We start from the raw sequence: 9,223 nt of genomic DNA, 5'->3' as shown, positions 1-9,223 counted from the left end.
GCCATGTCCACCGTTGGGCGGCGCGGCGCCTCCACACCGCGCGAACTCACCCGCATGGGCGACCGCATCTCCTTCGTCTATCTGGAGCGGTGCAAGCTGCACCGCGACGACAACGCGATCACCGCGGAGGACGCCGACGGCATCACCCACATCCCCTCCGCCACGATCGGGACGCTCCTGCTCGGCCCCGGCACGAGCGTCACCCACCAGGCGATGACTGTGCTCGGTGACAGCGGAGCGGGCGTGGTGTGGGTCGGTGAACGAGGCGTTCGCTTCTACTCGGGCGGACGCTCGCTCAACCGCTCCTCCGCCCTCGTCGAGGCGCAGGCCGCGAAGTGGGCCAACCGCCGTACGCGGCTGGAGGTGGCGCGCGAGATGTACCGCATGCGCTTCCCCGGCGAAGACGTGGACAGACTCACCCGGCACGAACTCCTCGGCCGGGAGGGCAGCAGGGTCAAAGACTGTTACCGCGCGCAAGCCGCCCGGGTCGGTCTACCCTGGAACGGCCGGGTCTACGTGCCGGGCGACTTCAGCTCCGGTGACCCCGCCAACCAGGCGGTGACGGCGGCGGCCCAGTGCATGTACGGCGTCGCCCAGACAACCGTCACCGCGCTGGGCTGCGCCCCCGGACTGGGCTTCATTCATTCGGGGCACGAGTTGGCGTTCGTCCTTGACATCGCCGACCTGTACAAGACCGAGATCGCCCTGCCGATCGCGTTCGACGTGGCCGCGGAGAGCCCTGACGACGTGGGTTCTCGTACGCGGCGGGCCATCCGCGACCACATCAACCGCATCGGTCTGCTGAAGCGATGTGTGGGTGACATCAAGCGTCTCCTCGTGGTCGACGACGCCGCGCCCGATCCCACCGGTGACGACGTCGACCGCGTCACCTTGCAGAGCGACCGTGGTGTCGAGGTGGAGTCGGGCCGCAACTACGGCGACGACCATGTGTATGAGGTGGACTGGTGACGATCGTCGTCCTCACCCGCTGCCCCGCCGGGCTTCGCGGTTTCCTGACGCGCTGGCTGATGGAGATATCCCCCGGTGTCTTCATCGGTGGCCCGTCAGCGCGAATCCGGGAGGTGCTGTGGGCGGAGGTACGGCAGTACGCCGACACCGGACGGGCCCTCATGGCCTACAGCACCAACAATGAGCAAGGTTTCACCTTCGAGACACACGACCACAAGTGGCACCCGGTCGACCACGAGGGCCTCGTCCTGATCCGCCGGCCGAAGGACCGGCCGGCGGTCTCTTCGGCGCCGCCGCCCAGCGGCTGGAGCAACGCCGCCAAGCGCCGCAAATACCGGCGATGACGAAGGCGGACTCTGTTGGGTGAACGCCGACTCGACGGTCGCAGACCCGATGATTCCGCGGCTGAAGCTCTTTTTCCGGTGGGGACAGGAGCCGTTTTCAAGGTGGGCGAAATGTCCGAATCATTAAAAGTGCTCGAAATCCGCGGCCGCCCCGGGTAAACCCGCAGCTCACTGAGTATGCTCCCCGCGCACGCGGGGATGGTCCCAGCCCGACTCAGAATCAGGTTGTCGAGACGGTATGCTCCCCGCGCACGCGGGGATGGTCCCTGCGGGGATGCCGGCCCACGGCCGCAAGGGCGATGCTCCCCACGCACGCGGGGATGGTCCTCCTAGGAATAGATGCTGCGCTTGGGAATAGGCATGCTCCCCGCGCACGCGGGGATGGTCCCGGTCGCGATACTCACCTCGTACTGAGCGGCGAATGCTCCCCGCGCACGCGGGGATGGTCCCGCGGGGACATGCACTCTCGGGTTCATCTGCGGATGCTCCCCGCGCACGCGGGGATGGTCCCCCTTGAGGGCTTTTTCCGTGACGCTTCTTCTGATGCTCCCCGCGCACGCGGGGATGGTTCCGGGTTAGGCCTTGGACTCTGCGTTCTGCGGCTTGCTCGGCCGCCAGAACACGATCAGTTGCAAGGCGGCTCCGCCGATTCCGGCAGCCGCGGTCAAGATCAGCTGACCCCATCCGCCGCCGAATATGCCTAGCCCGCTGTCCACCGACCAGCCACCGCCACCCAATCCGCCGATGACGACGGCACACACGGCCAGCACGAGCACGTATTCATATCCTTCGCCTGGGCGGAAGATGAAGAAGCCGTTGCGCATGTGGTTTGTTATAAACGCCACCACCATCACGCCCAACATCGCCGCGGCGCCGAGAGGCGTCAGCAAGCCCAGTCCCACGAGCACGCCGCAGCCGATCTCGGTGAGACTTGCGAACCATGCGTGCATCATGCCTGGTCGCATGCCCAGCGAGTCGAACCATCGTCCGGTTCCCTCGATCTTGCCGCCGCCGAAGATGTGGTTCCAGCCGTGCGCGACGAATACGAGGGCTAACACAAGTCGAAACAGGAGAAGCACGAAGTTCGGGGCCGACGCCGTTTCGTCGATCATTGAAGCTCTCCCTCAAGTGAACCGGCCACTGACTGTGGCCGACCATCCTGCGTCAACCTGCCGCCCCCGACCGGTTCAGACCTACGGGACGTCGACAGTCGCGGTAAGCGCCGAATCAGACCCAGCGGACGAGGGCGTCGAGCACCTCGATCTTGTCGCCGCGTACACGCAGCGGGTTGACCTCAAGTGCTTCCAGGCGGTCTCCGCAGGCGGTGGCGATGTTCGCGATCGAGCCGATCACCTCGGCCAGGTGGTCCAGGTCGACCGGGGGCGCTCCCCGGAAGCCTTCGAACAGCGGGAAGCTCTTCAGCTCGGTGAACATCTTGCGCACCTCGGCCGTGCCGGTCGGCAGTGCGCGGATGGCGCTATCGCGCAGGACCTCCACCCACACGCCGCCCAAGCCGACCACCAGCGTCAGGCCCCACACCTGGTCACGGACCACACCGACCACCAGGTCCAGGCCCTCCGGACGCATCGGGCTGAGCACCGCGCCCTCGATCGCGGCCTGTGGCTGCGCGGCCCGAACGTCGGCGATCATGCGCTCGTACGCGGCGCGTACCTCGGCCGGAGTTCGCAGACCCAGCACCACACCACCGACGTCGGTCTTGTGCGCGACATCGGCAGAACTGATCTTGAGCACCATCGGCCCGTCGAACGACTCGGCCTGCTTCTCCGCCTCGTCGGCGCTGGTCACCAGATGCTGTGGCACGACCGGAACGCCGTGCTCCGCCAGCAGCTGGACGGCCTGCCGTTCGGACCACTGGGTGCCGGTGTCCAGATCCAGTCGCGGCGGTGTGACGGCCGGGGGCTCGGTCTTGCGCGACCTGCGCAGCTCCGACCACCTGATGGCCTTCGCCAACGCGGGGATACCGCGGGTGAAGGAGTCGGCCACGAAGCCGGCCTTGCCTTCCCGCCGCAGCTCGCGCGCGAACTCGGTGCGCTCGGTGGGGAAGAACTCCATCCGGATGACGGGGACGGGGCTGATCTCGTCGATGCTCTTCGGCTGCTCGCCACCGCCACCGCCACCGCCGCCGCCGGAGTACATGGCCGCGGCTTCCGGCGTGGCCGGCACCCCGCCGTGAACGACCAGGATGTCGACGTTGGGGTCGCGCGCCACCGCTTCCTGCGACATCGGCATGATCGCGGGGTTGATGGTCAGGTAGCCCGTTGTGTCCAGCGGGTTCTGCGCGGTGGCGAAGTCGGGCAGGCCGCCCTCCCGCAGCGCCCGCACCGTCGACTCGTCGAGCTCCGGCAGCGCCAGGCCGTTCTCCTCGGAGACGTCGCCGATCACGCCGCACATGGCGCCGGAAGCGGTCACGAAACCGACGCGATGACCCGGCAGCTCGCCGTACGCGTCCAGCAGCCCGCTGGTCGTCACGAGGTCCTCGATGGTGTCCACCTGGACGACGCCGTGCTGCGCCATGATCGCGCTGTACACGCGGTTGTCACCGGCCAGCGAGCCGGTGTGCGCCGCGGTCACCTTCGCGCCGACCTCGCCGCGGCCGGCCTTGTAGGCCACCACGGGCACTCCTGCGGCCAGGGCGCGCTCGGCCACGTCGATGAACAGTTCCGGGTGCCGGACCGCTTCCACGTACAGCGCGATGACCTTGGTGGACTCCTGGCTGAGCAGGTAGTCCATGCCTTCCGCGACGGTGAGCATCGCTTCGTTGCCGACGCTGATCAGATGGCTGAAGGGGACGTCCCTGCTCTGCAGGTAGTTCATCAGGAAGATGCCCAGCGCGCCGCTCTGCGAGACGATGCCGACACTGCCCGGGGTCAGCGAGGCCGGCATCAGCGAGGTCCACGCGTAGGTGGCCCCCACCGTGTTGATGAATCCCAGGTTGTTCGGACCCAGGATCTGCAGGCCGAGGTCGTCTGCCCGTTCCTTGAGCTCCCGCTCCATCCGGGCGCCCTCCGCGCCGGCTTCCCCGAAGCCGGCGGCGATCACGACCAGGTTGCGCACGTTGGCCGCGGCCGCCTCGTCCATGATCGCCGGCAACGAATTGGGTCCGGTCAGGACGACCGCCAGGTCAGCGCGGCCCTCGACCTCGCGCAGCGACCGTACCGCCGCCTGACCGTGGATCTGCCCGCCCTTGGGGTTGACCAGGTGGATCTCGTGCGGGTAATTCCCGCGGTGCAAGTTGCCGAACGTCTGCCATGACCACGCCGAACGCTCGCTCGCACCCACGATCGCGATGCCCTTCGGCGCGAACATCGAGGCAAGCGGGTGTTCGCCACCCTGCGCAGCAAGACTTCCGGCGCCTGCTGCCTGAGCCGGCTCACGATCCACGCTCATTGCACTCCCCATCGTCTGATCACTGGCACGATCACCTGTGGCATATATTGAAATTAGAGTCCCACTGTTGTCAATAGGTTCGTGCCTGTGAGTGGAAACGCGCAGTCCCTGCACGTTCAGGCTTTGTCCTATTTGGTCGTGTCACGATTAGTTCGATGCGAGCGAAAAGAGGGGGCGCCGCCCATCAGGCACAGTGGGCGCTTTGGGGTATATATGGTGTTTTATCTGTTTCGACGGGGTGCTGGAGCGAACCCTCCGCCGAACCCGTCCTGATCGCTCGGCGCGCCCGCCGGCAGGTGGTCGCCGCGGGCTTCGGAGGATCTACCGGGCATGATCTGGGCGTCTCTGTGGACGTGATCGTGTGTGGAGACCGCGCCGGCGCGCCCCGGTGCCACCTGCCGCACGACTGCCCGCCCTGGGCCGCGGTGCGGGAGGCGCTTCGCCCGGCTCGCCGGAAAAAACACACAAAAATGGCCCGAAACCTAAAAATTAGGATCGGATAGAACTTACGGGAGCAAATACTCCCTTAACAACAGAGTCTGCAAAAATCCTCGGGGAGGGCGTTCGTCAAATTTCAGAACGAAATTCTGATATCAGTTCGGGGAGCCGGTGTTGCGGCGGGCCGGGTGAGCCCAGGCCGGCGGGGGGCGGAGGCCAGGGGGGGCGGCGCCGACGCGCTCGCCGCCGACAACACAGGACGGAACAGAAGGAAACGGGAGGAAACAGAGGCTCCCGCGGGATGCGAGCCCGCGGGAGCCTCATCATGCCTCTCGAACACGTCGACCTGTATCAGGAGGCGAGCCGGCCACGACGCCTCAGGAAGCGCCCCGGCCGGCGAACACGCCACGCAGCGCCCCGTTCGCGCCCTCGGGCAGCGACGTCAGAGGTGCTTCGAGCTCCGCGACCGACGGTCCGATATTCGCGGCGACCGGCGCCAGGGCATTGAGGTCGAAACCGTAAAGCTTGGCGGCGTTCTCACCGAGCAGAGCACGCTTCTCCGCAACGCTGAGACCGGCCATGCTGACCCGCAGGTGCTCCTTCGAGAACGGGTAGGTGCCCTCGTCGTGCGGGTAGTCGCTGCCCCACATCCAATGGCCGGGGCCTACGACGTCGCGAGCGGCGACATCACGCGTGCTTGCCATGCTGACGCCGACGTAGACGTTGTTGTAGATGTACTCGCTGGCGAGCTTCGGCGGGGCCATGCCCTCGGCGAAGCGCAGCTCACCCGTCTGCCCGGACTGGACCCCCTTGATGATGCCGTCGAGTTCCGCGGCGTACTCCTTGAGCCACGCGCAACCGATCTCGGTGATCACGAACTTCAGCTTGGGGTGCCGCTCGAACACACCCGAGAGCAGCATCCACGTCAATGGGCGCCGGCTGTAGAACGTGATCTCCTGAAGGTGCAGGATCTGCGACGACGGAAGCTTCGGGTAGGAGGGTGACCCGGTGCCGCCGTGCACGTTGACCGACAGGTCGAGGTCCTCGCACAGCGACCAGATCCGGTCGTACTCCGGGTCGCTCAGCGGGCGGATGAAACCGTGCGCGTCCGGCGGGACCGGCGGGATCAGCACGCCCGCGAGGCCGTTCTCCTTGATCCACTTGATATCGGCGATCGCGTCGTCGATGTCGTTCAGGAAGATCTGGCCAAGCCCCTTACGCCGGTCCGGGTACCTGGAGCAGAAGTCGACAAGCCAGCGGTTGTGCGTCTGGATGCCCGCGTGCCGCAGCTCGTAGGTCTCCGGGTTGGGCGGTGGGGCGAACAGCACGAAGCCGGGGAAGAACGGCGGAACCGTGTTGGGGAAGATCACTTCCCCCGCGATTCCGTCCTCGTCCTGCTGGCTGTTGCGCATCTCGTCGTCCCAGTTGCGCAGCCGGCGGTCGTCACCGGGCGCGAGGTCCCGGTAGGGGTTCTTGTACTTGGCTCGCCAGGCGTCGAACTGCTCGCGATACTTAGGATCTAGATACTCGCGGTACTGGGCATGACTGCCCCCACCGTGGGTATCGGCTGTAATGACTGTGTACGGGGCATCGCCCGCAGCGCTGTCGGCCACTTCCGCCCGTCCTTCCAATAACTGGAACCTGACTCTAAATTATCCGTCGTTCCGATGCCGCGTCAAGGCTCCCGGCGGGAGTCTTTTTCCTCGTCGGCATCGGGTCGGCGAGACCGACGCCGATGCCGGACGGTGCCGCGGACAGGAACGACTCCTGCGGACGACACCGAACGGTGACCACGGGTTGTGCACGCTGACGTCACGCGAGGGAGCCGGCATGACCGATCTCCCTCAAGACGATCTCGGCCGGATCGCTCGCAAGCCGGTTGGTCCGGCTCCCGGAGCACCCGCTCCCGGAGTCGTCACAACCGTTCAAGCCCGGCTTCCGGCAAGGCCGTCCGAGGTGGCTCGGAACGGCGGTGGCTTGGAACAGCGGTGGCTCGGAACGTCAGTCCGAGGTCACCGGGTGATCGACCATCCAGACCGGCGTGTGTGTCAGCGGATCCTGGGGCAGGAGATCGGCGTCGACCCTCCTTGTGGCGATGTCATCGACCGAGAGGGTCACGGGCCCGAACATCAGGTGGGCGACACCGGGGAAGGGCGCTTGCGCCCAGAGCTCGGAATCGCCGGGAGCACCGCTTGCGTCGCGCAGCAACAATCCGCGCGACGGTCCCCACGACAGCCGTGCCCACCCCGGCCCCTCCTCGACGACGTTGCCCTTCAGTACGCCGACGAAAAGATCCTTGGCCTGGTCGAGTGATTCGACGCTCAGGCCGATCCAGGCCACGCCATGCTGTGGCCCGAGCTGTTCCGGGAAGTCCTCCGGCCGCTTGGCGCCGATCTTCATCCGATCCATCGCCTCTTCGTCGATCTGCGCGACCTGGATGAGCGTGCCGACACCGGCGAGCTTCGGGTGCAGAAAGGCCTCCTGCCAGAAGTCCATGTTGGTCCGGCCGCCGAGGACGGAGATATCGAGGTCGCCGATCTCCTCCAGTGCCCTGTCGAGTGAGGGGACCTTGAAGGTGATGTGGTGCGCACCGGGACCGTTACGGTCGATGAAGCGGCGCATGAAGCCGGCGACGCTGTCGCCGGGGGAGATGAACTCAAGCCGCATGTCGTCGCGATACGTCAGCTGGTAGGGCCAGAACTCACCGGCGCCGCCACCGTGGCTCCACCGTCCGCCCAGTTCGACGGCGAAGCGTGGATACGCGTCGGCCCACTGCTTCACGCCGATGGCGAGGTGGTCGAGCTTGAATGGCATGGACATCAGTTACCGCCCCTCGCCGGGCCGAGCGTCCGAGACGCACGCGGGCTTGAATACGCAAAAGATCTAGACTTCAAATTCAATTTGATCACGATGACCCATCGTTGGACGTTGCCGTATCTGCAACGTTAGGTCAGTTCAACGACCACCTGCAAGGACCGTGCCGGCCAAGCACAGCTAAGTGATATTGGATTCTCGTTCTAAGCTAGTGTGTGGGTCACTGTGGTGATTGTGGGCGCTGTGGACTCGCGTCCGCGTCCCCGATGACGGGTGGTCGAGCGGGCCCTGGCCAGGCTGATGCCGCATCGGCGGCCGGCGCGTGATGACGAACGCCGTCCGCCGATCGGCGAGGCGACGGGGTGGGGGGGTGGCGATCAGCGCGCCGCTGTGGCGGATCATCCGAGGATGACCTGCCCGGCGGCCCGGGCCGCGGCTCTTCGAATCAGCGCTGGCCCGCGGTCACCGGCAGTTCGACGCCCGTGATGCGGGCGCCCCCGGGCCCGGCGAAGAACAGCACCGCGGCGGCGATGTCCTCCGGGTCGACGTGGCTGCGGAGCGCGGCCGTCTTCGCGAGCCGCTGAGAAACCTCCTCTACCGGCTCTCCGGTGCGCTGGGCGACGCCGGTGAACAGGCTGTCCAGATTGGGCCCGGTCGTGTAGCCCGGCGTCACCATGTTGACCCGGATGTTCTTCGGCCCGAGTTCCTTCGCCAGGGTCTGCGACGCGGACAGCAGCGCTTCCTTCGTCGAGGTGTACGCCCCCTGACGAACGGGCCGGCTGTGCGTGCCGAACGTGCCGATCTGGATGATCGAGCCGCCACCGTGCTGCATCATGATCTTCGCGGCCAGGCGGCTGAGCTCAAGATTACCGATCACATTGAGCTCGAAAGCCCTCCGCCACCCATCCCAGTCCGCGTCAATGATCGGCGTATTGGATCCACCGCCGGTCGCGACGTTGACCAGGACGTCGAGGCGGCCGAAGCGTTCTTCGGTCTCCGCGATAAGGGTCTTGCAGGACGCGAGGTCTCCAAGGTCGGCCTCTAGGGGGATGATCAGCTGTCCGGTCTGGTCGGTGAGCTCGGAGGCGAGTGTCTCCAAGCGCTCCAGGTTGCGTGCCGCTATGACGACGTTGGCGCCCGCATTGGCCAGAGCGAGAGCGGTCGCGCGACCGATGCCCGGCCCCGCCCCCATCACGACGCCTACCTTTTTGTCCAGATCTCCCATTTCCTTGACCTATTCTCTCCGTGAT

The 9,223-nt window shown here is 66.4% G+C and carries 7 protein-coding genes and 1 CRISPR repeat array; of the genes, 2 read left to right on the top strand and 5 right to left on the bottom strand.

Going from position 1 to position 9,223, the window contains the following annotated elements; genetic code table 11:
• Positions 1 to 3 precede the first annotated feature (3 nt).
• Together cas1e and cas2e are read left to right on the top strand one after the other, a co-directional pair.
• Positions 4 to 969, top strand: a complete 966-nt coding sequence (gene cas1e, locus ACWEF2_RS22095) for a type I-E CRISPR-associated endonuclease Cas1e (protein WP_453817939.1) — start codon at positions 4 to 6, stop codon at positions 967 to 969.
• Entirely contained in the window at positions 966 to 1,313 is a 348-nt protein-coding gene (gene cas2e / locus ACWEF2_RS22090) for a type I-E CRISPR-associated endoribonuclease Cas2e (protein WP_355599370.1), read from the top strand. The genes cas1e and cas2e overlap by 4 nt, the downstream gene beginning before the upstream one ends.
• A 177-nt stretch (positions 1,314 to 1,490) precedes the next feature.
• Positions 1,491 to 1,885: a CRISPR direct-repeat array (repeat unit 29 nt; unit sequence ATGCTCCCCGCGCACGCGGGGATGGTCCC).
• 3 nt (positions 1,886 to 1,888) lie between these two features.
• On the opposite strand, the gene ACWEF2_RS22085 is transcribed toward cas2e, so the two are convergent.
• The 5 genes from ACWEF2_RS22085 to ACWEF2_RS22065 all read right to left on the bottom strand — a co-directional run bounded on the left by ACWEF2_RS22085 (position 1,889) and on the right by ACWEF2_RS22065 (position 9,198).
• Complete coding sequence (locus ACWEF2_RS22085) at positions 1,889 to 2,425, bottom strand: DoxX family protein (protein ID WP_453817937.1); 537 nt, start codon at positions 2,423 to 2,425, stop codon at positions 1,889 to 1,891.
• A gap of 115 nt (positions 2,426 to 2,540) precedes the next feature.
• Positions 2,541 to 4,721 (bottom strand): acetate--CoA ligase family protein, encoded by a 2,181-nt coding sequence (locus ACWEF2_RS22080; RefSeq protein WP_453817935.1) that lies wholly within the window; start codon positions 4,719 to 4,721, stop codon positions 2,541 to 2,543.
• 815 nt (positions 4,722 to 5,536) lie between these two features.
• Complete coding sequence (locus ACWEF2_RS22075; protein ID WP_453817933.1) at positions 5,537 to 6,772, bottom strand: amidohydrolase family protein; 1,236 nt, start codon at positions 6,770 to 6,772, stop codon at positions 5,537 to 5,539.
• Positions 6,773 to 7,160: 388 nt separating this feature from the next.
• Entirely contained in the window at positions 7,161 to 7,979 is an 819-nt protein-coding gene (locus tag ACWEF2_RS22070) for a VOC family protein (RefSeq protein ID WP_453817931.1), read from the bottom strand.
• 439 nt (positions 7,980 to 8,418) lie between these two features.
• The gene (locus ACWEF2_RS22065; protein ID WP_453817929.1) at positions 8,419 to 9,198 is read right to left on the bottom strand and encodes an SDR family oxidoreductase; all 780 of its coding nucleotides are present in this window, start codon (positions 9,196 to 9,198) and stop codon (positions 8,419 to 8,421) included.
• Positions 9,199 to 9,223: the final 25 nt, after the last annotated feature.

The sequence above is a fragment of the Streptosporangium sp. NPDC004631 genome (assembly GCF_053601935.1).
Note: the sequence above shows the minus strand (reverse complement) of the source record. Positions and strands in the feature narration are given on the sequence as shown.

Excerpts from the sequence above, each read along its gene's own strand:
- ACWEF2_RS22070 (WP_453817931.1), bottom strand. The coding sequence starts at position 7,979 with ATGTCCATGCCATTCAAGCTCGACCACCTCGCCATCGGCGTGAAGCAG.
- ACWEF2_RS22065 (WP_453817929.1), bottom strand. The coding sequence starts at position 9,198 with ATGGGAGATCTGGACAAAAAGGTAGGCGTCGTGATGGGGGCGGGGCCG.
- ACWEF2_RS22085 (WP_453817937.1), bottom strand. The coding sequence starts at position 2,425 with ATGATCGACGAAACGGCGTCGGCCCCGAACTTCGTGCTTCTCCTGTTT.
- cas1e (WP_453817939.1), top strand. The coding sequence starts at position 4 with ATGTCCACCGTTGGGCGGCGCGGCGCCTCCACACCGCGCGAACTCACC.
- ACWEF2_RS22080 (WP_453817935.1), bottom strand. The coding sequence starts at position 4,721 with ATGAGCGTGGATCGTGAGCCGGCTCAGGCAGCAGGCGCCGGAAGTCTT.